At 73.7% G+C, this 21582-nt stretch carries 19 protein-coding genes; 13 read left to right on the top strand and 6 right to left on the bottom strand.

The annotated features are described in order from the left end of the window. Nucleotides 1-41: 41 nt before the first annotated feature. On the top strand, nucleotides 42-824 hold the full coding sequence (gene pssA / locus IF99_RS0115415; protein WP_030997062.1) for a CDP-diacylglycerol--serine O-phosphatidyltransferase: 783 nt from the start codon (nucleotides 42-44) through the stop codon (nucleotides 822-824). Between the two features lie 141 nt (nucleotides 825-965). Here the strand turns inward: pssA and IF99_RS0115410 are convergent, their stop codons facing one another. Beyond that, entirely contained in the window at nucleotides 966-2093 is a 1128-nt protein-coding gene (locus IF99_RS0115410) for a glycerate kinase (RefSeq protein WP_030997061.1), read from the bottom strand. A 183-nt stretch (nucleotides 2094-2276) separates the two neighbouring features. Here IF99_RS0115410 and IF99_RS0115405 point away from each other — a divergent pair, with 183 nt between their 5' ends. Then, nucleotides 2277-2777 carry an NUDIX domain-containing protein gene (locus IF99_RS0115405; protein WP_030997060.1) on the top strand — a complete coding sequence of 167 codons (501 nt, stop codon included), beginning with the start codon at nucleotides 2277-2279 and terminating at the stop codon, nucleotides 2775-2777. A 96-nt stretch (nucleotides 2778-2873) separates the two neighbouring features. Here the strand turns inward: IF99_RS0115405 and IF99_RS0115400 are convergent, their stop codons facing one another. Next, nucleotides 2874-3395: a methylated-DNA--[protein]-cysteine S-methyltransferase gene (locus IF99_RS0115400; protein ID WP_030997059.1), complete on the bottom strand. Its 522-nt coding sequence runs from the start codon at nucleotides 3393-3395 to the stop codon at nucleotides 2874-2876. Nucleotides 3396-3425: 30 nt separating this feature from the next. Continuing rightward, the gene (locus tag IF99_RS0115395; RefSeq protein WP_030997058.1) at nucleotides 3426-4895 is read right to left on the bottom strand and encodes a DNA-3-methyladenine glycosylase 2; all 1470 of its coding nucleotides are present in this window, start codon (nucleotides 4893-4895) and stop codon (nucleotides 3426-3428) included. Nucleotides 4896-5292: 397 nt separating this feature from the next. On the opposite strand from IF99_RS0115395, the gene IF99_RS0115390 reads away from it, so the two are divergent. From IF99_RS0115390 to IF99_RS0115355, 8 genes are all read left to right on the top strand, one after another. After that, nucleotides 5293-7173 carry a glycoside hydrolase family 2 protein gene (locus IF99_RS0115390; RefSeq protein WP_030997057.1) on the top strand — a complete coding sequence of 627 codons (1881 nt, stop codon included), beginning with the start codon at nucleotides 5293-5295 and terminating at the stop codon, nucleotides 7171-7173. Then, complete coding sequence (locus IF99_RS0115385; protein ID WP_030997056.1) at nucleotides 7170-8480, top strand: extracellular solute-binding protein; 1311 nt, start codon at nucleotides 7170-7172, stop codon at nucleotides 8478-8480. The genes IF99_RS0115390 and IF99_RS0115385 overlap by 4 nt, the downstream gene beginning before the upstream one ends. A 23-nt stretch (nucleotides 8481-8503) precedes the next feature. Then, entirely contained in the window at nucleotides 8504-9466 is a 963-nt protein-coding gene (locus IF99_RS0115380; RefSeq protein ID WP_030997055.1) for a carbohydrate ABC transporter permease, read from the top strand. 3 nt (nucleotides 9467-9469) lie between these two features. Continuing rightward, nucleotides 9470-10411 carry a carbohydrate ABC transporter permease gene (locus IF99_RS0115375; protein WP_030997054.1) on the top strand — a complete coding sequence of 314 codons (942 nt, stop codon included), beginning with the start codon at nucleotides 9470-9472 and terminating at the stop codon, nucleotides 10409-10411. An 82-nt stretch (nucleotides 10412-10493) separates the two neighbouring features. Continuing rightward, nucleotides 10494-11054: a GNAT family N-acetyltransferase gene (locus tag IF99_RS0115370; protein WP_030997053.1), complete on the top strand. Its 561-nt coding sequence runs from the start codon at nucleotides 10494-10496 to the stop codon at nucleotides 11052-11054. Nucleotides 11055-11279: 225 nt separating this feature from the next. Continuing rightward, nucleotides 11280-12308 (top strand): L-threonine 3-dehydrogenase, encoded by a 1029-nt coding sequence (tdh, locus tag IF99_RS0115365; RefSeq protein WP_030997052.1) that lies wholly within the window; start codon nucleotides 11280-11282, stop codon nucleotides 12306-12308. Nucleotides 12309-12369: 61 nt separating this feature from the next. Beyond that, entirely contained in the window at nucleotides 12370-13578 is a 1209-nt protein-coding gene (locus tag IF99_RS0115360) for a glycine C-acetyltransferase (protein WP_030997051.1), read from the top strand. Nucleotides 13579-13661: 83 nt separating this feature from the next. Beyond that, complete coding sequence (locus IF99_RS0115355) at nucleotides 13662-14561, top strand: LysR family transcriptional regulator (RefSeq protein ID WP_030997050.1); 900 nt, start codon at nucleotides 13662-13664, stop codon at nucleotides 14559-14561. A 171-nt stretch (nucleotides 14562-14732) separates the two neighbouring features. On the opposite strand, the gene IF99_RS0115350 is transcribed toward IF99_RS0115355, so the two are convergent. Further along, complete coding sequence (locus IF99_RS0115350; protein WP_234340712.1) at nucleotides 14733-15674, bottom strand: zinc-binding dehydrogenase; 942 nt, start codon at nucleotides 15672-15674, stop codon at nucleotides 14733-14735. Between the two features lie 57 nt (nucleotides 15675-15731). Here IF99_RS0115350 and IF99_RS0115345 point away from each other — a divergent pair, with 57 nt between their 5' ends. Further along, a complete protein-coding gene (locus tag IF99_RS0115345; protein ID WP_030997048.1) occupies nucleotides 15732-16352 on the top strand; it encodes a TetR family transcriptional regulator in 621 nt (206 codons plus the stop codon). A 78-nt stretch (nucleotides 16353-16430) separates the two neighbouring features. Then, complete coding sequence (locus IF99_RS0115340) at nucleotides 16431-17177, top strand: SDR family NAD(P)-dependent oxidoreductase (protein WP_030997047.1); 747 nt, start codon at nucleotides 16431-16433, stop codon at nucleotides 17175-17177. A gap of 581 nt (nucleotides 17178-17758) precedes the next feature. Here IF99_RS0115340 and IF99_RS0115335 read toward each other — a convergent pair. Then, on the bottom strand, nucleotides 17759-19189 hold the full coding sequence (locus IF99_RS0115335) for a phytoene desaturase family protein (protein ID WP_030997046.1): 1431 nt from the start codon (nucleotides 19187-19189) through the stop codon (nucleotides 17759-17761). A gap of 105 nt (nucleotides 19190-19294) precedes the next feature. Further along, the gene (locus IF99_RS0115330; protein WP_030997045.1) at nucleotides 19295-20215 is read right to left on the bottom strand and encodes an inositol monophosphatase family protein; all 921 of its coding nucleotides are present in this window, start codon (nucleotides 20213-20215) and stop codon (nucleotides 19295-19297) included. A 287-nt stretch (nucleotides 20216-20502) separates the two neighbouring features. Here IF99_RS0115330 and IF99_RS0115325 point away from each other — a divergent pair, with 287 nt between their 5' ends. Further along, nucleotides 20503-21567 carry a lipoate--protein ligase family protein gene (locus IF99_RS0115325; RefSeq protein WP_030997044.1) on the top strand — a complete coding sequence of 355 codons (1065 nt, stop codon included), beginning with the start codon at nucleotides 20503-20505 and terminating at the stop codon, nucleotides 21565-21567. The last annotated feature ends 15 nt before the right edge of the window (nucleotides 21568-21582 follow it).

Genomic DNA, 21582 nt, shown 5'->3' with positions numbered 1-21582 from the left:
ACCCGTGGGGGCTCGACGCCGACCAGGCGGGCGAGCCCGAGATGCCCCTCTCCCTGCGCCTCTCGATCGCCGACGCCCTCACGCTCGGCAACGCGACGTGCGGGTTCATGGCGGTGTACTTCACCACCACGGGCATCCTCATCCCGCACCTCACCGGCAGCGACGAGTTCGGCATGGCGCGTCACTCGGCGGCGACCACGGTGATCCTCATGCTGTGCGCGGCGGTCTTCGACCTCTTCGACGGCCTGGTGGCCCGCAAGCTGCGCAGCTCGCCGATGGGCGCCGAGCTGGACAACCTGTCGGACCTGATCAGCTTCGGTCTGGCGCCGGCCTACTTCGTGCTCGTGTACGGGCTGGTCGCGGACGACGCGCACCAGAGAGTCGCCGCGCTCGGGGCGATCGTCGTGCTCCTCGCGGTGGTGCTGCGACTCGCCCGCTTCTCCTGCGTGACGCTGCGTGACGGCGTCTTCCAGGGGATGCCGAGCCCGTTCGGGGCGCTCACCGTGGTGTCGGTCGTGCTTCTGGAGCTGCCGTTCGTGGCGACGCTGCTCGCGATCATCGGGACGGCGTGGCTCATGGTGAGCCGCGTCGAGTACCCGAAGCCGCGCGGGCCGCTCGCCGTGGCGATGCTCGGCTGGATCGTCGCGGCGATGGGGCTCCTCGCCGCCTGGGCCTTCGACGCCCCGGGCGGACAGCTCCTGCTCCAGACGGGCTGCGCGCTCCAGCTCGTGCTCGCCGCCGTCATCCCGCTCTTCGCGACGGCGCGCCGGGTCAACAACTTCCGGGGCAACCGGCGCGAGGCCCGGGCGGTACGGCTGCCGTAACGGCTCGCGCGTGAGCTGACAGGGCCCCGCCCCTCCTGCCCGGAGGCGCGGGGCCCTTCGCGTCGGCCCCTGCGCGGCGGCCCCTTCGCGTCGCCCGGCCCCCGGCGTCGGCTCCTCGCTTCGGCCGCCCCGCGCGGCGGGCTACAGGCGTTCGCGGGCGATGCGGGCCGCGAGGCGTTCCAGGAGCGGGCCCGCCTCTTTGACGCACGTGTCCACGTCGGGTTCGAGCGAGGTGAGCGGGTACGCGGCGGCGATGCCCGCCGCGCGCAGTTCCTCCGGTGCCAGGGCGAGCCTGCCGCACACGGCGACGACCTCCACTCCGCGCGCGCGGGCCGCGGCGGCGACCCCGGCGGGCGCCTTGCCGCGCAGGGTCTGCGCGTCGAGCGAGCCCTCTCCCGTGACGACGAGATCCGCGCGCTCCAGCGCGGGCGCGAAGCCGAGGACGTCGAGCAGCACCTCGATGCCGGGCCTGAAGCGCGCGCCGAGGCCGACGAGCGCGCCGTAGCCGAGGCCGCCCGCGGCACCCGCGCCCGGCGCCTGCGCCCGCGCGCCCGCCTCCAGGACGTGCGCGTAGTGGGCGAGAGCCGCGTCGAGCACCGCGACGTCCTCGGGGTCCGCGCCCTTCTGCGGGCCGTAGACGGCGGCGGCGCCGTGCGCGCCGGTGAGCGGGTTGTCGACGTCGGAGGCGAGGACGAGGTCGACGGCGGCGAGGCGCGGGTCGAGTCCGCTGAGGTCCGCGCGGGCGAGCGCGGCGAGCCCGCCGCCGCCCGGGCCGACGGGGGCACCCCGGTCGTCGAGGAACCGGGCGCCGAGCGCCGTGAGCATCCCCGCGCCGCCGTCCGTCGTCGCACTGCCCCCGACGCCGAGCACGATGCTGCGCGCGCCGGCGTCGAGCGCGGCGCGCACCAGCTCACCGGTCCCGTACGTCGTCGCGGTGCGCGGCGCGAATTGTCCCGGGGGCAGGTGCTGGAGCCCGCTCGCCTCCGCCATCTCCACGACGGCGGTGTCCGCGCGCAGGGCGAAGGCGGCGGTACGGGGCTCGCCGAGCGGACCCGTCACGGCCGCCTCGCGCCGTGTGAACCCCGCGGCTACGGCCGCGGCGACCGTACCGTCGCCCCCGTCCGCGACCGGCAGCGCCTTGACGGCGAGCCCGGGCCGCACGGACCGCAGCCCGGCGCGCACGCGCTCCGCCACCTCGACGGCGGTGAGCGAGCCCTTGAACTTGTCGGCGGCGATCAGCACCCTCGGGTGCCCCTGCTCCTCGGTCACGGTTCTCCGTAAGTTGTTAGGCGGCTCGGTCGCGTGCCCGCCGCCGGGCCTCCCCGGCCGCGCACGCCGCAGCGACCCTAACCGGCGGGGCGGGCGGGGCCCCCGCGCACCCGGGAGGCGGGCGCAGCGCGCGGCGCGTCCGCGGCGCGGGCACTAAGGTCGGTGACCGTGAGCGAGAACAGTGTGGACAGCGAGTACGCCGACTACATCGCGGGCCTGCCCCGCGTGCTCGCGGCGGCGGCGGCGCTCTTCCGGGACGCGGAGGGGCGGGTGCTGCTCGTCGAGCCCAACTACCGGCCCGGGTGGGGCGTCCCCGGCGGGACGGTGGAGTCGGACACGGGCGAGTCGCCGCGCGAGGCGGCGCGGCGCGAGACGCTGGAGGAGATCGGCCTCGACCTGCCGCTCGGGCGGCTCCTCGCGGTCGACTGGTCGCGCGGCCCCGGCCGCCCGCCGATCGTCATGCACCTCTACGACGGCGGAGTACTGACCGAACGCCGGCTCGGGTCGATCCGGCTCCAGGAGTCCGAGCTGCTCTCCTGGCGCATGGTGCCGAGAACTCGCCTCGCCGAGTTCCTGCCCCCGCAACTGGCGGCTCGCGTCACGGCGGCGCTCGACGTGCTCGACCGGGGCGAGGGGACGGTGGAGCTGGAGGACGGGGTGCTGCCGCGCGGGACGGAGGGCTGAGCGGACCGGGGGCCACCGGCTCCTTCCCAGGGGCGCGCCCAGGGGGCGTTCACGCGGGCCCCGTACCCCGGGCTCCGCCCGGAGCGGACCCGCCGGTCAGGACAGCGCGAAGAGCGTGTCCGCGCCGCCCGTCGTCACCCCCGCCCGCCCCCGCTCGAACGCGAGGAGCGCCTTCTTCTTGTCGACGCCGCCCGCGTACCCCGTCAGGCTCCCGTTCGCCCCGACGACGCGGTGGCAGGGGACGACGATGCTGATCGGGTTGCGGCCGTTGGCGAGGCCCACCGCGCGGGACGCGCCGGGCTTGCCGAGCGCGGCGGCGAGCTGTCCGTAGCTGCGGGTCTCGCCGTAGGGGATGCGGACGAGCGCGTCCCAGACGGTGCGCTGGAAGGGCGTGCCCGTCTGGTGGAGCGGCAGGTCGAACGTCGTGAGCTCGCCCGCGAAGTAGGCGCCGAGCTGGTCGAGCGCCTGGGCGAAGGGGCGTTCGTCGCGCTCGCCGAAGGTCTCCTCGGCGGGGCGGTGGCGGTGCTGCGGCAGGTAGAGGCCGCTGAGCACACCGTCCGTCGCGACGAGGGTGAGCGTGCCGTAGGGGCTGTCGGTCAGGGTGTGCTGACGGCGCACGGGAAACACTTCCTCAAGCTCGGGCGGGGGTCAGGAACGGGGCATGACGTTGATGGGGTGCGCGGACGTCGCCCACAGGTACTGCGTCGCGTAGGCGCGCCACGGGCGCCAGGCGGTGGCGCGGCGGGTGAGCGCCGCGGGGGTCGCGGGCAGGCCGAGCGCTTCCGCGGCCTGGCGGATTCCGAGATCGGTGACGGGGAAGGCGTCGGGGTCGCCGAGCGCCCGCATGGCGATGACCTCGACGGTCCAGGGTCCCACCCCGGGGAGTTCGGCGAGCCGCGCGCGGGCGAGGTCCCAGTCGCTGTCCGCGCCGAGCGCGAGCGTGCCCGCGGCGAGCGCGTCGACGAGGCCCGTGAGGGTGCGGCGACGGCTGCGCGGCATCGCGAGCTGCTCGGGATCGAGCGCGGCGAGGGCGGCCGGTCGGGGGAAGAGGTGCGTGAGACCGCCGTCGGGGTCGTCGACCGGAGTGCCGTACGAGGCGGCCAGGCGTCCCGCGTGGGTGCGGGCCGCCGCGGTGGAGACCTGCTGCCCGAGCACGGCCCGTACCGCGAACTCCGCCTCGTCGGTCGTCCTCGGTACGCGGCGCCCCGGTGCCTTGCGCACGAGCGGCGCGAGGTCGGGGTCGGCCGCGAGCGCCGTGTCCACGGCCTCGGGGTCGGCGTCGAGGTCGAGGAGGCGGCGGCAGCGGCTGATCGCGGCGGGCAGGTCGCGCAGCTCGCGCAGCCGCAGGCGGCAGTCCACGTACTCCGGCAGGGGGCTCAGCGCGACGATGCCGGGTCCGTGCGGGAGGTCGAGGGTGCGGCGGTAGGCGCCGTCGTGCCACTCCTCGACGCCGGGCACGGCGGTCGCGACGAGGTGGCCGAAGAGGTTGTCGGGCGTGAAGGGGCCGCGCAGCGGGAGGCGGAGCCGTACGGTGCCCGCGCCGGGCTCGGCGGCGCCCCCGGCGCGGGCACGGAGCGCGGAGGGAGCGAGGGCGTAGACCTCCTGGACGGTCTCGTTGAAGGTGCGGATCGAGGAGAAGCCCGAGGCGAAGGCGATGTCCGCCATCGGCAGCGCGGTCGTCTCGATGAGCAGGCGCGCGGTCTGCGCGCGCTGGGCGCGGGCGAGGGCGAGCGGCCCGGCGCCGAGTTCGGCGTTGAGCTGGCGCTCGACCTGGCGGGCGCTGTAGCCGAGGCGGGCCGCGAGTCCGGGCACGCCCTCGCGGTCCACGACGCCGTCCGCGACGAGCCGCATGGCGCGGGCGACGAGGTCGGCGCGGTGGTTCCACTCGGGCGAGCCGGGGCTCGCGTCGGGGCGGCACCGCTTGCAGGCGCGGAAACCGGCCTGCTGGCAGGCGGCCGCGCTCGGCAGGAAGACCATGTTCTCGGGCCGGGGTGTGAGGGCCGGGCAGCTCGGGCGGCAGTAGATGCCGGTCGAGGTGACGGCGGTGAAGAACCACCCGTCGAATCGCGCGTCTCGCGAGCGCACGGCCCGCACGCACCGGTCCCGGTCGGCGTGCAGACCGCCCTGCGGACCGCTGACGACGGTGCTGGTCGCGGCGGTCCCTGGGGCCGCCCCTGGAGTGGCTGACATGCCTCCAGCATGCGACATCCCCGGAGGCTGGGCTGGCGGAAATCCGACATGGCGGTGCGCGTGCCCCGGCTGCCGCGCTTCCCGCACCGACCGGGCCCACGACACGCGCCGCCCCGCGTCCCTTGCGGGCGCCTCGCCCCCTCTCCCCCGCCTCCGCGCTCCCCGCATCGGCCCTTTCGACCGCGGTGTCGGGACGGTGCGTTCCGTGCTCTCCCGCTCACGGGCGGCAAACCCCGTCACCACCTCTTTACAACGATGTAACGCGGGTGCTGACATGTGATCCCACCCAGTGATGGCCCAAGTGGTGTCCCCGCGAGGAGAGTTCATGCCCGAGTACGACGGCATCTGTCCGCATCCGCTCGATGCCGGCCCTGACGTGCCCCGGCCCGAGTACCCCCGCCCCTCTTTCGCGCGTGCGGAGTGGCTGAACCTCAACGGCACGTGGGAGTTCGCGCGCGACCCCGGGGACAGCGGCCTCGAACGGGGGATCGCCGAGCGGGAACTGCCCGAGCGGATCACGGTGCCGTTCTGTCCCGAGTCGGAGTTGTCGGGCATCGGGGACACCGACTTCCTGCACGCCGTGTGGTACCGCCGTACCGTGACGATCCCCGCCGAGTGGGCCGGACGACGGCCGGTGCTGCACTTCGGCGCCGTCGACCACGACGCGACGGTGTGGGTCAACGGCACCGAAGTGGCGCGCCACAGCGGGGGCTTCACCCCGTTCAGCGCCGATCTCGGCGGGGTCGTGGAGCCGGGCGACGAGGCCGTCGTCGTCGTACGGGCGCGGGACGCCGCCCACGGGCCGCAGGCGCGCGGCAAGCAGTCCACGGAGTACGCCAACCACGCCTGCAACTACACGCGGGTGACGGGGATCTGGCAGACGGTGTGGCTGGAGCCGGTCGCCGATGTGCACCTGCGCCGCCCTCGTATCACCCCGGATCTCGCGGGAGGCTGCTTCCACCTGCAGCTTCCGCTCTCCGCCAACCGCCCGGGGCACCGCGTGCGGGCGCGCCTGCTCGACGCGGAGGGGACGGTCGCGCAGGCGGCCGTACGGGCCGATCTCGACCTCGCGCCCCGCCTCGTCCTCACCGTGCCGCCCGCGCGGCAGCGCACCTGGTCGCCCCGGGACCCGCACCTCTACCGCGTCCTGCTCGAAGTGACCGACGCGGAGGGCGAGGTCGTCGACCGGGCCGTGTGCACGGCGGGGCTGCGCGCGGTCTCGCTCGACGGGAAGCGGTTCCTGCTCAACGGCGAGCCCGTCTTCCAGCGCCTCGTGCTCGACCAGGGCTGGTACCCGGACGGTCTCATGACGGCGCCGGACGACGCGGCACTCGTGCGCGACATCGAACTCTCCCTCGCCGCAGGCTTCAACGGGGCGCGGCTGCACCAGAAGGTCTTCGAGGAGCGCTTCCTGTGGCACGCCGACCGGCTCGGCTACCTCGTGTGGGGCGAGTTCGGCGACTGGGGCGCGCACACGGGCGGCGGCACGGCCTGGGACAACCAGCGACCGACCGCCGGTTTCGTGCACCAGTGGCTGGAGGCCGTCGAGCGGGACCAGGCGCACCCCTCGATCGTCGGCTGGTGCCCGCTCAACGAGACGCACCAGCTCCTCCACGACCGCCGCACCCAACTCGACGACGTGACACGGGCGATGTTCCTCGCGACGAAGGCCGCCGACTCCTCGCGCCCGGTGATCGACGCCTCCGGCTACGCGCACCGTGTCGCCGAGACGGACGTGTACGACGCGCACACCTACGAGCAGGACCCCGCCGCCTTCGCGCGGCAGATGGCGGGGCTCGCCGACGACAAACCGTTCGTCAACCCCGAGGAACCGGACCGGGTGTGGTCGCTCCCGTATCGCGGACAGCCCTACTTCGTCAGCGAGTTCGGCGGCATCTGGTGGAACCCGGAGGAAGCCGCGGCGGCGGGCGAGGACCGCGACGTCTCGTGGGGGTACGGGCAACGGCCGCGCGACGAGGAGGAGTTCCACGCGCGCTTCGCCGGGCTCACCGGGGTCCTGCTCGACGACCCGCTCATGTTCGGCTACTGCTACACGCAGCTCACCGATGTCTTCCAGGAGCAGAACGGCGTCTACCGCTTCGACCGCTCGGACAAGCTCGACGTGAGCCGGGTGCGGGAGGCCCAACTGCGCCCCGCCGCCTATGAGCTGGGCAGCACGGGGAGCGCCGCGGGAGAGGAGCGGTGAGCGTGACGACCACCAGACGCGGTCTGCTGCGCGGCGCCCTCGCCGGGCTCTCGGCCGCCGCGCTCGCCCCCGCCCTCGCCGCCTGCGACTCGGTGGCGGGCTCGGTGTCCTCCTCGCCGGGCAGGGTGCGCTTCTGGCACCTCTTCCAGGGCGGCGACGGGGCGCTCATGCGCCGGATGCTCGCGAAGGTGCGCGAGGACGTCCCCGGGCTCGACCCCGACGACACGGTCCTGGACTGGGGCGCCGCGTACTACACGAAGCTCGCGATGGCCTCGGCGGGCGGTCGCGCCCCCGACCTCGCGATCATGCACCTCTCGCGACTCGCCGGGTACGCACCGGGCGGCCTGCTCGACCCCTGGGACACCGCGCTCCTCGAAGAGTTCGGCGTCCCGCAGGAGCAGGTCAACCCGCGCGTGCGCGCCCTCGGACGGTTCGAGAAGCAGCCGTACGCGATCCCCTTCGACACCCACCCCTTCGTCGTCTTCTACGACCGCACCGTCATGGACAAGGCCGGGCTGCTCGACAGCGACGGGCGGCTCCTGCCGCCCGAGTCGCCCGCTCACTTCCTGGAGACGGCCGAGCGACTGCGTGGAAGGAAGGGCAAACTGGGCCCGGTCATGGGCCTGTTCAACGACACGGCGCAGGCCTGGCGCATGTTCTGGGGTCTCTACAGCCAGACCGGCGGGGCGTTCGACCTGTCGGGCGGGAAGCCGGGGGTCGACCGGGACAAGATGACCGAGGTGGTGGAGTTCTTCACGAAGGTGGCCGTCGACTCCCGGTCGATGGACTACCCCGCCGGGGTCGCCGCCTTCACCACGGGGCAGTCGCCCTTCATCTTCTCGGGCGAGTGGGAACTGCCCACGTTCCAGGGCGCGAAGTTCGACCTCGGGGCCTCGCCGATGCCGACCCTGTTCGGCTCCCCCGCCTCGTACGCCGACAGCCACTCCTTCGTGCTGCCGCACCAGGACAGCGCCGACGAAGGACGGCGGCGCGCCGCCCACCGGCTCGTGGCCGAACTCCTCAAAGGCAGCATGACGTGGGCGCGGGCGGGCCACATCCCCGCCTACCTGCCGGTCGTCGGTTCGAAGGCGTACGCGAAGCTCGACCCGCAGTCCTCGTACGCACCGGCGGCGGAGCATCCCGCGATCGACCCGCCCGCGTGGTTCACGGGCGCCGGCTCGGACTTCCAGGCGCGGATGTGCAGTGCCCTCCTGCAAGGGGTGCGAGGTGCCGACTCCGCGCGGGGGGCGGTCGCCGAGATGCTCTCCGGCCTCGACTTCTTCCTCTCCAAGCCCAATCCGGCCTGACCGGGACAGAAAGGCACTCAACGATGAGTACGGTCCCCACCACGGGCCCGGCGACCCCCGCCGCCGAAGCCACCTCCTCCGCCGGGGCCGCCCGCGCGGCCACGCGCGGTCCCGCGGCCCGCTCCCCCCGCAGCGGCTCGGGCGGCCTCTTCGTCGCCCCCTTCCTGCTCTTCTTCGGGCTCTTCCTGCTCGTCCCGCTCGTCTACGGGCTCTGGATGAGCTTCACGGACGCGAGCCTGACCGGGCACGGCGACAGCTCCTTCGCCGGGCTCGGCAACTACGCCGAGGCGCTCACCGACCCCGAGGTCTGGAAGAGCCTCGGCAACACCGCCGTCTTCACGGTGCTCTCCTCCGTACCGCTCGTCGTGCTCGCGCTCGCGATGGCGCTGCTCGTGCACGCGAACCTGCCGGGACAGTGGCTGTGGCGGTTCGCGTTCTTCGCGCCGTACGTGCTGCCCGTCGCCGTCGTGTGGCAGGTGTGGTCGATGATGTTCCAGCCCGATCTGGGACTGGTCAACAACTTCCTCCACGCGATCGGGCTGGACGGCGTCGGCTGGCTCGTCGACGAGAAGTGGGCGATGTACGCGGTCGTCCTCGTCACGGTGTGGTGGACGGCGGGCTTCAACTTCCTGCTCTACCTCGCCGCTCTCCAAGCCGTGCCCGACCACCTCTACGAGGCCGCCGCGCTCGACGGCGCGGGCGCCTGGCGGCGCCTGTGGTCCATCACCCTGCCCCAGCTCAGGCGCACGACGGGGCTCATCGCCGTGCTCCAGGTCCTCGCCTCGCTCAAGGTGTTCGACCAGATCTACCTTTTGACGCGCGGCGGCCCGAACGGCTCGACGCGGCCGATCCTGGAGTACATCTACGACACCGGCTTCACCGGCTACCGGCTCGGCTACGCCTCGGCCGTCTCGTACGTCTTCTTCGCGATCCTCGTCATCCTGTCGCTCGCGCAGTTCAAGCTCTTCTCGCGCAAGGAGGCGTGACACATGAGCACCCCGACCGTTCCCTCCGCCGGGCGACCGCCCGTGGCCGCGTCCCGCCGCCCGCCCCGGCCGGTCCCGCGCGGGCAGCGCTTCTCCGTACGCCCCGGGCCCGTGCTCGGCTCGGGGCCGCTCCCGAAGATCGTCGCGCTCCTCGTCCTGCTCGCGGCGACCGTGCTGTGGCTGCTGCCGCTCGCGTGGGGGCTCGTGACGTCCTTCAAGAGCGAGACGGACGCGGCGACCCCCGACGACGGCTGGATACCCGCGCACGGCTTCACGCTCGGCGCGTACCGCGAGATCCTCGGCCAGGGGAACCTGCCGCTGTGGGCGTTCAACAGCCTGCTCGTCACGGTCGTCGTGACGGCGCTGACCGTCGCCGTGTCGGCGCTCGCCGCCTACGGCTTCTCGCGGACCCTCTTCCGGGGCCGCAAGGCGCTCCTCGCGCTGACCCTCGCGTCGATCATGGTGCCGCCGCAGATCCTCATCGTGCCGCTGTTCCGCGAGATGATCACGGCCCGCCTCGCCGACACCTACTGGGCGGTGATCCTGCCGCAGGTCGTGGCGCCCGCGATGGTGTTCATCCTGAAGCGCTTCTTCGACGGGGTGCCGCGTGAACTGGAGGAGGCGGCACGCATCGACGGAGCCGGGAGCCTGCGCGTCTTCCGGAGCATCGTGCTGCCGCTGTCGCGCCCCATCCTCGCGGCCGTCGCGATCTTCGTGTTCATCACGACCTGGAACAACTTCCTGTGGCCCTTCGTCAGCACGAGCGACCCGGACCTCATGACGCTCCCGGTGGGACTCTCGACGGTGAAGGACTCCTACGGACTCCAGTACGCGCAGTCCGCCGCGGCGGCGATGCTCGCCTCACTGCCGCTCGTGCTCGTCTTCATGGTCTTCCAGCGCCAGATCGTGAAGTCCGTCGCGACGACGGGCCTCGGGGGGCAGTGAGCGCACGCGGCACGGGGCCGGGCGGGCCGAGGGCCGCGCCCGGGCCCGTACGGCGTTCCGGCTGGTCGGATAGCCTCCCGACATGGCGAACGATGATCACACCATCCTCCCCGGGGGTATCCTCCTGCGCCCGCTCGCCGGAGGCGACGCCCCCGCGCTGCTCGACGCCTACGTGCGCAACCGCTCCCACCTCCAGCCGTTCGAGCCGGTGCGGACGGAGGAGTTCTACACGCTCGCCGGGCAGCGCGAGCGGCTCGCGAACCAGCTCGCCGCGCAGGAGGCCGGGGCGCTCTTCGGCTGGGTGTTCGTGGACGAGGAGCGGATCGTCGGCACGATCACGCTCACGCACGTCGCGCGCGGCCCGCTCAACAGCGCGAACCTCGGCTATTGGGTCGACGGGGAGTACGCGGGCCGCGGCCTGACCGGCGCCGCCGCCGCCTTCGTCGTCCGCTACGCGGACGAGGTGCTCGGCCTGCACCGTGTGGAGGCCGGGACGCTGCTCGACAACCTCGCCTCGCAGCGCGTCCTCGCCAAGGCCGGGTTCACCGAGTTCGGCGTCGCTCCGCGGATGCTCCACATCAACGGCGCCTGGCGCGACCACCGGCTCTTCCAGATCATCCTGAACGACCTGCCGCCGCGCTGAGCACCGGCGGGGACGGCGTGCCGCGCACGCCGCCGGGTGCCCGCAGCCTGTAGGAAAGCCGCAGGCGCGGTTAAGAAAACCTCGATGGACCTGGTGGTGTGCGGGGCGGCAGGATCTTGATGCCGGTCGTGCGCGCCCTGTCGGGCCGCGGCTGTCCCCCACCCCTCCGTACCCGCCGGTCCGCCGGTCGCGCGGTGCGGCGCGCACAGAAGAGGAGCCACCGGAGTGAAGGCACTGGTCAAGGAGAAGGCGGCGCCGGGTCTGAGCCTCGTGGAGGTCCCGGAGCCCGAGGCCGGTCCCGGGGACGTGCTCATCAAGGTGCTGCGCACCGGGATCTGCGGCACGGACCTGCACATCCGGGCCTGGGACGGCTGGGCCCAGCAGGCCGTCAGCGCGCCGCTCGTCGTCGGTCACGAGTTCTCGGGCGAGGTCGTCTCGGTGGGCCGCGACGTCAACGGCATCGAGGTGGGGAACCTCGTCAGCGGTGAGGGCCACCTCGTGTGCGGCACGTGCCGCAACTGCCTCGCGGGCCGCCGCCACCTGTGCCGCGCCACGGTCGGGCTGGGCGTCGGGCGCGACGGCTGCTTCGCCGAGTACGTCGTGCTCCCGGCCTCCAACGTGTGGGTGCACCGCAAGCCGGTCGACCTCGACATCGCCGCGATCTTCGACCCCTTCGGCAACGCCGTGCACACCGCGCTCTCCTTCCCGCTCGTCGGCGAGGACGTGGTCATCACGGGCGCGGGCCCCATCGGGCTCATGGCCGCGGCCGTCGCCAAGCACGCCGGGGCGCGCAATGTGGCGGTCAGCGACGTGAGCGAGGCGCGGCTCGACCTGGCCCGCAAGGTCGGCGCGGATCTCGCCCTCGACGTCTCCTCGGCCTCCCTCGCGGACGGCCAGCGGCTCCTCGGCCTGCGCGAGGGCTTCGACGTCGGCCTGGAGATGTCCGGGAACCCGGCCGCGATGCGCGACATGCTCGCCAACATGACGCACGGCGGCAAGATCGCGATGCTCGGCCTGCCCGCGCAGGAGTTCGCCGTCGACTGGGCCCGGATCGTCACCTCGATGATCACGATCAAGGGCATCTACGGCCGTGAGATGTTCGAGACGTGGTACGCGATGTCCGTCCTCCTCGAAGGCGGTCTTGACCTGGCCCCCGTCATCACGGGCCGCTACCCGGCCGCCGAGTTCGAGGCCGCGTTCGCGGACGCCGCGAGCGGGCACGGCGGCAAGGTCGTCATGGACTGGACCGCGTGAGCCGTTCCCCCGCGGCCTGAACCTTCGTACCGCCCGCATCCATCCTCCGGAGGAATCCCCCATGTTCGGTTCCGTGCGCGACCAGTTGCGTACCACTCTCGACGAGATCGCCGCCGAGGGCCTGTACAAGCCCGAGCGCGTCATCGGCACCCCGCAGTCCGCGACCGTCGACGTCACCGCCGGGGGCCTGCCCGGCGAGGTGCTCAACTTCTGCGCCAACAACTACCTCGGCCTCGCCGACGACCCCGAGGTCATCGCCGCCGGGCACGCGGCGCTCGACCGCTGGGGCTACGGCATGGCCTCGGTCCGCTTCATCTGCGGCACGCAGGAGGTGCACAAGGAGCTGGAGGGGCGCCTGTCCGCGTTCCTCGGGCAGGAGGACACGATCCTCTACTCCTCGTGCTTCGACGCCAACGGCGGTGTCTTCGAGACGCTGCTCGGCCCCGAGGACGCCGTCATCTCGGACGCCCTCAACCACGCCTCGATCATCGACGGCATCCGCCTGTCGAAGGCGCGCCGGCTGCGGTACGCGAACCGTGACATGGCGGAGCTGGAGCAGCGCCTGAAGGAGGCGGGCGACGCGCGCCGCCGCCTCGTCGTCACCGACGGCGTCTTCTCGATGGACGGCTACCTCGCCCCGCTGCGCGAGATCTGCGACCTCGCCGAGCGCTACGACGCGATGGTCATGGTCGACGACTCGCACGCGGTCGGCTTCGTCGGCGAGAACGGACGCGGCACCCCGGAGCTGGCCGGGGTGAGCGACCGCGTCGACATCCTCACGGGCACGCTCGGCAAGGCGCTGGGCGGGGCCTCGGGCGGGTACGTGGCCGCGCGGGCCGAGATCGTCGCGCTGCTGCGCCAGCGCTCGCGCCCCTACCTCTTCTCGAACAGCCTCGCGCCGGTCATCGCGGGCGCCTCCCTCAAGGTCCTCGACCTCCTCGAAGGCGCCTCGGACCAGCGCGTACGGCTGCGCGAGAACACCGCGCGCTTCCGTGCGGCGATGAGCGAGGCGGGCTTCGAGCTGCTGCCCGGCGAGCACCCCATCGTGCCGGTCATGTTCCACGACGCGGCCCTCGCGGGGCGCATGGCGGAGCTGCTGCTCGAACGCGGCGTGTACGTGACCGCGTTCTCGTACCCGGTCGTGCCGCAGGGGCGGGCGCGCATCCGCGTGCAGCTCTCGGCGGCCCACTCGGCCGAGGACGTGGACCGTGCCGTCGCGGCCTTCGTCTCGGCGCGCGAGGCCGCGGCGACGGACAGGCCGGCGGTCTGAGCCCAAAGCCGCCCGAGCGGGTGGTGCCCGGGGCTCGACCGCCCCGGCACCACCCGTTCCGCCGATTTGCGACAATCGTTCCCATGATCGAGGCACGGCGGCTGCACATCCTGCGCGCGGTGGCGGACCACGGCACGGTGACCGCGGCGGCCGCCGCGCTCTACCTGACCCCTTCGGCGGTCTCGCAGCAGCTCAGCGCCCTGGAGCAGGAGACCGGGCACCGGCTCGTCGAGCGCGGCGCCCGGGGCGTACGGCTCACACCGCCGGGCGAGATCCTCCTCGCGCACACGCACACCGTCCTCGCCCAGCTGGAGCGCGCGGAGGCCGAGCTGGCCGCCTACCGCACGGGCGCCTCGGGCACGGTCACGGTGACGTCCTTCGCGACCGGCATCAACCTCGTCGTGGCCCCGGCGCTCGCGGTGCTGGCCGGCACGGCGCCGGGGATACGGGTGCGGGTAAGGGACGCCGAGGGCGACGCGAGCCTGCGGATGGTCCTCGACCGCCGCACGGATGTCGCGGTGGCCGTCGAGTACCGGGGCGCGCCGGGCGCCGACGACCCGCGCCTGACCCGCGTCCCGCTCTACGCGGAGCCCTTCGACGCGGTCCTCCCGCCGGGCCACGCCCTCGCCGCCGAGGAGCACGTCCCGCTCGCGGACCTCGCCGCCGACCCGTGGATCGGGCCCTTCCCGGGGAACCCCTGCCACGACGTCGTCGTCCTCGCCTGCGAGCACGCGGGCTTCCAGCCACCCATCGAGCACCTCTCCGACGACTTCCGCGCGGTGGTGGCCCTCGCCGCCGCGGGCGCGGGCGTCGCGCTCGTCCCGCGCTCGGCGCTGCGGGGCATGGACCTCGACGGCGCGGTCGTCCGCCCGGTGGACGGCGCGGCCCCGACCCGCAGGGTGTTCGCGGCCGTGCGGTGCGGGGCGGAGGAGCACCCGTTGATCCGGCCGGTCCTCGACGCGTTGGGGAAGGCGGCGGGATGACGCGGTGAGCGCGGCGCCGTCGCCGGGCCCGGCGGCGGAGGCCACGGGGCCGGGAGGCCGTGAAGGCGCGGCCGGGCACGAAGGCGCCCCCGGGGCAGCCCCGACGCGACCACTACGAAGGCTCCCGCCGTTTCCGGACGGTCCCGGGGTGATCCTCCCGCCCGAGACCCGTTATCCGAACGTGGCGACCAGCCGTCCGATCACTTCTCCTCGCTCAAGGCGGCCGATCCCGTCAGCGATCTCCTCGAAGCCGATCTCGGTGATGCGCGACGACAAGCTGCCTTCGGCGACGAGATCCAGCACCGCGACGCAGTCCTCCTTCGTCCCGGCCTGCGAGCCGACCAGCTCCACCTCGTTGAGCGTGAGCGCCTGGAGGTCGATCTCGCCGCGCGCGCGACCGAGGCCCACCTGGACGATCCGTCCGCCGCGCCGCACGGAATGGATCGCACCGTCGGTGGTCGTCCCGAACCCCGCGAAGTCGATGACCACGTCGAGTCCCTCGCCGGCGAAGTCGGTGATGTCGCTCGCGACGCTCTCGGCACCGAGCGAGCGGGCGAAGTCGTGCACGCGCTCGTTCTTCTCGGCGACGAAGAGCCTGGCACCGAGGGCGCGCGCGGTCTGCGCGCCGAGCGAACCGAGCCCACCGAGCCCGATGACGCCGACGCGGTCACCGGAGGCGACCCGCCCCTGCACGGCGACCGCGTGGTACGAGGTCAGCCCCGCGTCGGTGGCGGCTGCCGCCTGATCGAACGGCACGCCGTCGGGCAAGGCGACCACGAGCCGTGCGGGGACGACGACCTCGTCCGCGAACCCGCCGTTCAGCGAAGTTCCCGGCCCTTCGATGGCTGCCGGAACGACGACCTTCTGGCCTACGGAGAACTCGGTCACCTCAGGCCCCACGGCGGACACGGTGCCCGCGATCTCGTGCCCCAGGGTGATGGGCCGGAACGGCAGCAGCGACGTCAGCGTGCCGTCCAGGAATCCGACGTCGCTGTGGCAGAGTCCGGCGGCGCGGACGTGGACGACGAGCTCGTCGGCGGCTGGTGCCGGTGCCGGCACCTCGCTCAGGGTGAGGGGTTTCCCGACTTCGGTGAACTGCCATGCGCGCATCATTCGCTCCCGACTCATTATTGATACCAGGTACCGAAAATACTCCTCTAGGCTCGGACGATGACAAGCCCCCGCCCCCGTACGCGCCGCGGACGACCGCCGGCCTCGACCCGCGAAGCCCTTGAGGAGGTCGCCTTCGAGCTGTTGCTGCGCGACGGCTACGAGGCCACGACGCTCCAGGCCATCATGGCCGCCGGAGGTGTCGGCCGCTCGACGCTGTTCCGCTACTTCGGCTCCAAGGCGGGCATCGTGTGGGGCGAGTTCGACCGCGCCGTCGAGCGGCTGCGGTCGGCCCTGCGGGACGCCGACGACGCACCCGTCATGGCGGCCGTGCGAGCGGCGGTGGTCCGCTCGACACGCCTGTCCCAGGCGGCGGCGCCGGAATCATGGCTCGACCGCTTCCGCGTGCTGGACCGGGACCCCGCGCTCGCCGCGGAGACCGCCGCGCACTGGCACGTCTGGGCCGAGACGGTGAGCCGCTACGTGGCGGAGCGCACGGGACTCGACGCGAGCGCTCCCGTCCCGGCCGCCATCGGCGGCGCGGTCCAGGCCGCCTACGTCGCGGTGCTCAGGCGCTGGACCACCAGGGACGAGCCGGTCGACTTCGCCGAACTGGACGAGGCACTGCGCCCCGTCACCGACGCCTTCCAGACGCTGCTCAACGGAAGGGACCTGTCCTGACCCGACGTGTGCCCCCGCGTGTATTTTGGGACCAGGTCCCGAAAGTCGGGTGCCGCACAGGACGAAGGAGTCCCTGCCATGGCTCGTCTGGACAACAAGGTCGCGATCATCACCGGAGCGGGCCGAGGAATGGGCGCCTCGCACGCCCGCCGCTTCGTCAAGGAGGGAGCGAAGGTCACTCTCACCGACGTCAACGAGGCCGCCATCCGTGAGCTGGCCGAAGAACTCGGGGACAACGCGCGGTACACGGTGCAGGACGTCACGAAGGCCGACGACTGGCGGCGCGTCGTGGAGGAGACCGAGACGGCGTTCGGTGACGTCACCGTCCTCGTGAACAACGCGGGCATCCTGGGGCCGATCGCCAAGACGGCGGACCTCGACGAAGACGACTACCTCAAAGTCTGTGCCATCAACCAGCACTCCCAGTTCCTGGGGATGAAGGCGGTCATCCCGTCGATGCAGCGCCCGGGCATCGGCTCGATCGTGAACATCTCGTCCCTGGCGGGTCTGCGGGCCAACTACGGTTTCCCGAGCCTCGCCTACGTGGCCAGCAAGTTCGCGACCCGGGGGATGACGAAGGCGACCGCCCAGGAGTACGGGCGCGACAACATCCCCGTGAACTCCGTGCACCCCGGCTTCATCAACACGCCGATGATGGTCGAGGCGACCGACGAGGAAGGCGGCGACGCGCTGGCACAGATCTTCCTCGGCCGGCTCGCGGAGGCGGACGAGGTGTCCTCGCTGGTGCTGTTCCTGGCATCTGACGAGTCCTCCTACATCACCGGCGCGGAGCACAAGATCGACGCCGGCATGTCAGCGTCCTGACGCCTCGCTGCCGACCGTGGCAGCGAGGATCACGGCGACGGACGGCGACCGCGCTCCGGCGCGACGACCGTCGCCGTGAACGGGACCAGGTCAGGCGCCGGCCCTCGGCGGGCCCGGCGACGCAATCACCGCCGGGTGCCCCGGGCCGTCCAAAGCCTGTCGGCGGACACCCGGAAGATCGGCAGCAACCAGCCCAGCACCCGCAGGCCAAGGGCGGGGCAGGCACGTTCCTCTTCCCTCGTCGGGGCCCGGCGACGGCCGGTGGCGGCGGCGCAGAGGCGGGAGGACGCCGCCACCCCGGCGGGAGAGGTTCTCGCCCGCCGGGGTGGCGGGCGGGGCTCCGGCAGGGGCCTCCCGCCCGGTGGCGTGACGGGCCCGGATGTCCCCGCGCTGGTGCTCGACTGCTTCGACCAGGGCCGGGAGTGCGGGCAGGGGGGTTCGCCGGTCCGTGGTCGCCTTGCGGCGGGCACGGTTCCCGCTGGGGACGCGGAACGGGCAGGGCGACGTCCATGCGGCCGAGAGGACGGCGAGAGCCCTGCGGCTCGCCCAACGGCGCCGCGCGCCCGTCGCGGGCTCCAGTGCTATGCCGCGTCCCGCGCCCTCAGTGCCCGCCACACCGCTCGTGCCGCGTTGTGGCCGCTCATCCCGTGGACGCCGGGGCCCGGTGGGGTCGCCGAGGAGCAGAGGAAGACGGCGGGGTGGCGGGTGGCGTAGGGGCGCAGGGTGGGGCGGGGGCGGAAGAGGAGCTGGAGGCCGCTCGCGGCGCCGCAGGCGATGTCGCCGCCGACGTAGTTGGGGTTGCGCGCGGCGAGTTGGGGCGGCCCGGCCGTGGCACGGGCGAGGATCAGGTCGCGGAAGCCGGGGGCGAAGCGTTCGATCTTGCGCTCGATGACGTCGCTGAGGTCGCCGTCCCAGCCGTGCGGCACGTGCCCGTACGCCCAGAAGACGTGCTTGCCCTCCGGGGCGCGGGAGGGATCGGCAAGGCTCGGCTGGACCGTGATGAGGAAGGGGTCGTCCGGCGGGGTGCCGCGCCGTGAGACATCGACGAGGGAGCGGGAGATGTCGCGGCTGCCGGGGCCGAGTTGCACCGTGCCGGCGCGGCGGGCGGCCCCGGAGCTCCAGGGCACGGGGCCGTCGAGCGCGTAGTCGAGCTTGAAGACGGAGGCGCCGTAGCGGTAGTGCGGGTAGGCGCGCGCGCCGAGCCCGGCGATGCGGGCGAGGGCGTGCGGCGAGGTGTCGAAGAGGTAGGCGCGCGCGGGCGGGAGGTCGTCGAGGCGGCGGACCTCGAAGCCGGTCTCGATGGTGCCGCCGAGGTCCTTGAGGTACGCCGCCAGGGCGCCGGTGATCGCGCCGGAGCCGCCCGCGGCGACGGGCCAGCCGCGCGCGTGCGCGGCGAGCGCGAAGAGGAGCCCCACGGCGGAGGTGGCGGGACCGCTCAGCGGGGCGATGACGTGACCGACGAGCCCGGCGAGCATCGCTCGCGCGCGGTCCTCGCGGAAGCGGGCGAGGAGGACGTGGGCGGGGGGCAGCCCGGCGAGGCCGAAGCGGGCCAGGGCGAGCGGGTCCCGGGGCAGCGCGGTGGAGGGGAGCGCCATGAAGTCGCGCAGGACGGCGTCCCAGTGCCGAAGGAGCGGGGAGACCAGGCGCCGGTACCTCCCCGCGTCGCGCGCGCCGAGCGAGGCGGCGGTCTCGCCGACGGAACGGGCGAGCACGACGGCGTCGCCGCCCGGCAGCGGATGGGCCATCGGCAGGTCGGCGTGGAGCCAGCGCAGCCCGTACCGCGCGAGGGGCAGGGCCCGGAAGGCGGGCGAGGCGATGCCGAGGGGGTGCGCGGAGGAGCAGGGGTCGTGGTGGAAGCCGGGGAGGGTCAGCTCTTCCGTGCGTGCGCCGCCCCCCACCTCGGACGCGGCCTCGAAGACGGCGACGGAGAGGCCCCGCCGGGCCAGTTCGACGGCGGCGGTGAGCCCGTTGGGTCCCGCCCCCACGACGACCGCGTCCAGCAAAGTCGACACCTCCGGACTCCTCACGTCAGCCGACGGCCCGGCGGCCAGGATATGCCGCCCGGCACGGCCGCCGCCCCGCTTTCCCGGCCCTTGACGCTCCCTCACGCGCCTCCCTCACGCCGGGGCGCCGCCCCTCTCCCCGGCGAGCAGCGCGCGGACCCGTTCGGCCGTCGCCGCGTCGCGCGCGGTGGTGAAGGGCAGCGCGTTGCCCCCGGTGACACGGAACGGGACGCCGTCGGCCGTCAGGTGCGCGCCGCCGGTCTCCTCGACGAGGAGGAGCCCGGCCGCGTGGTCCCAGGCCAGCTCCCAGCCGAAGGCCGTGGCGTCCAGCTCACCGCGCGCGACCGCGAGGTATTCGAGCCCGGCGGAGCCGCAGGGGCGCGGTGCGAGGCCGGGGACCGCGAGGCGGCGGAGCTGGGCCTGCTGGGGACCCGTCGTGTAGTCGGGGTGCGAGCAGGCGACGCTCAGCGGCGCGCCCGGCACGGCGGCGGTGCGGGCCAGGGGCTCCCCGTTGAGCAGGGCGCCCCTGCCGCGTACCGCCACGGCCATGAGGCCGAGGACGGGCGCGTACGTCCAGGAGGCGACGACCTCGCCTTCGACCGCGAGCGCGACGAGGGTGCAGAAGCCCGGCTCGCCGCGTACGAACTGGCGGGTGCCGTCGACGGGGTCGACGATCCACACGGGCGCGGCCTCGCGCAGCGCCTCGTACCGGCGCGGGTCCTCGGCGACGGCCTCCTCGCCGACGACGACGGAGCCGGGGAGGAGGGCGGGCAGGCTCTCGGTGAGGAGTTGTTCGGCCTCGCGGTCGGCGACGGTGACCAGGTCGTGGGGCCCGGCCTTCGTGCTGACCTCGCCGTCCGCGAGGTGGCGGAAGCGGGGCAGCACGGCACGGTCCACGGCGGCGCGCACGGCCGCCTCGACGGCCGCGACGCGGTCGGCGTCGAGCGCGGAGGCGAGCGCCGCCACGGCGGGGGGATCGGCGAAGGCGCTGGTGGCGGGGTGAGCCGGGGCGGAATCGCGCAGGTCTTCGAGCATGGCTTCATGAGAGCACGTGGTACTGACATCGCGGAGAGGGAGGGGGAACGGGGGCTTGCGGGGAGGGGAACGGACGGGGTCGAGGGGCGGGCGCCGGTCGCGCCTTTCCCGCCCCGTACCCCCCGCACGGCCTCCGCATCCGGGGGACGCGCCGCCTCCTCGCGTACCGTGCCGCCTCTCCCCCACCCCCGCCCCGGGAATCCCGTACTCCCCGCTAACGTTGCCCTGTCCGCAGGGAAATGACCGAAGTGCCCGTCCCGGGCCCGAAACAACTGGAGGCGGCGGCCGTGCACGGTGAGTACAAGATCCCGGGCGGGAAGCTCGTGGTGGTGGACCTCGACGAGCGGGACGGGGTGCTGCGCGATGTGCGGGTGGCCGGGGACTTCTTCCTCGAACCCGACGAGGCGATCGACGCGATCAACGCCGCGCTCGAAGGCGCCCCCTCCGGCACGGACGGGGCCGGGCTCGCCGCGCGGGTGCAGGCCGCGCTGCCGCCGGGCACGGTGATGTACGGGCTGACCGCCGAGGGCATCGGGGTCGCGGTGCGCCGGGCGCTCGCGCGGGCCACCGACTGGACCGACTACGAGTGGCAGCTCATCCACGTCGGCCCGCAGCCCGTCGGCCTGCACCTCGCGCTCGACGAGATCCTCACGCAGGAGGTCGCCGCCGGGAACCGCCCGCCGACGCTGCGGGTGTGGGAGTGGCAGGACCCGGCCGTCGTGATCGGCAGCTTCCAGTCGCTGCGCAACGAGGTGGACCCGGACGGCGCCGCGCGGCACGGCGTGACCGTCGTGCGCCGCGTGACCGGTGGCGGGGCGATGTTCATGGAGGCCGGCAACAGCATCACGTACTCGCTCTCCGTGCCGAGCGCGCTCGTCGAGGGCCTCTCCTTCGCCGACAGCTACGCCTACCTCGACGACTGGGTGCTCTCCGCGCTCGGCGACATGGGCATCAAGGCCTGGTACCAGCCGCTCAACGACATCGCGACCGAGGCGGGGAAGATCGCCGGTGCCGCGCAGCGCCGGGTCGCCGCGCCGCAGGGCGGGATGCCCGCCGTGCTGCACCACGTCACGATGGCGTACGACATGGACGCCGACAAGATGACCGAAGTCCTCCGGATCGGCAAGGAGAAGCTCTCCGACAAGGGCACGACGAGCGCCAAGAAGCGCGTCGACCCGCTGCGCCGGCAGACCGGTCTGCCGCGCGAGAGCGTCATCGCGAACATGGTCGCCTCCTTCCGCAGCCGTTACGGGCTCACGGAGGGCGCCGTGACGGAGGCGGAGATGGCCCGCGCACGCGAGCTGGCACGCACGAAGTTCGACTCGCAGGAGTGGACGGCGCGGGTTCCGTAGGGACCCGGCGCGCCC

It is taken from the genome of Streptomyces sp. NRRL F-5630 (assembly GCF_000719475.1).
Taxonomy (GTDB): domain Bacteria; phylum Actinomycetota; class Actinomycetes; order Streptomycetales; family Streptomycetaceae; genus Streptomyces.
This window is presented reverse-complemented; position numbering and strand designations above follow the sequence as displayed.